At 60.6% G+C, this 716-nt stretch carries 1 protein-coding gene; it reads left to right on the forward strand.

What is annotated here, in order from left to right:
- Positions 1 to 80: 80 nt before the first annotated feature.
- Positions 81 to 716 (forward strand): IS5 family transposase (locus IVB01_RS31250; protein ID WP_247495161.1); only part of this gene is annotated, 636 nt, incomplete at its 3' end.

Consider the following 716-nt stretch of genomic DNA (forward strand, 5'->3'; position numbering starts at 1 on the left):
AGAGCCTGACCGAAAAAGGGTGAGCGGTTTTGGCCGGCTTGTGATTCCTTCGGATTTGCAAAGATTCGAGGGAGGACACCATGCCGTGGACCAAAACCGCTCGCATCCAGTATCAGCGCGATGGACTGCGTTACGCAAGCGATCTGACCGATGCCGAATGGGCGCTGATCGCCCGGAAGATGCCGCCGCGACGGCGATTGGGTCGGCCGCGGGAGGTCGATTTGCGCGAGATCGTCCAGGCGATCTTCTATGTCCTGTGGAGTGGCTGCCAATGGCGAGCCTTGCCGAAGGGGTTCCCGCCATACTCGACAGTGCAGGGCTATTTTTACGCTTGGCGCGACACAGGCAGATGGCAGGAGATTGTCGAATCTCTAGTTCCGAAGGCGCGCCGGCAACTGGGACGAAAGCCCAAACCGACTGCGGCCGTGATCGATAGCCAGACCGCCTCGACGACGGAGGCCGGCGGTCCACGCGGATTCGACGCCGGCAAGCGCCTCCATGGGCGCAAGCGCCATATCGTGACCGACACCAACGGTCTCTTGTTGGCCGCATATGTTCATCCCGCCAACATTCAGGATGTCCATGGCGCCGTGCCCCTGTTGGAAGATTTGCGAGGCCGCTTTCCGAGGCTTCAGCATGTCTTTGCCGACCGAATCTATCGCGGCAAACAGCTCGTCAACGCACTCTCAGACTGCGGGCCCTGGACAATCGAGATC

This window comes from Bradyrhizobium sp. 164, assembly GCF_023073715.1.
GTDB lineage: Bacteria > Pseudomonadota > Alphaproteobacteria > Rhizobiales > Xanthobacteraceae > Bradyrhizobium.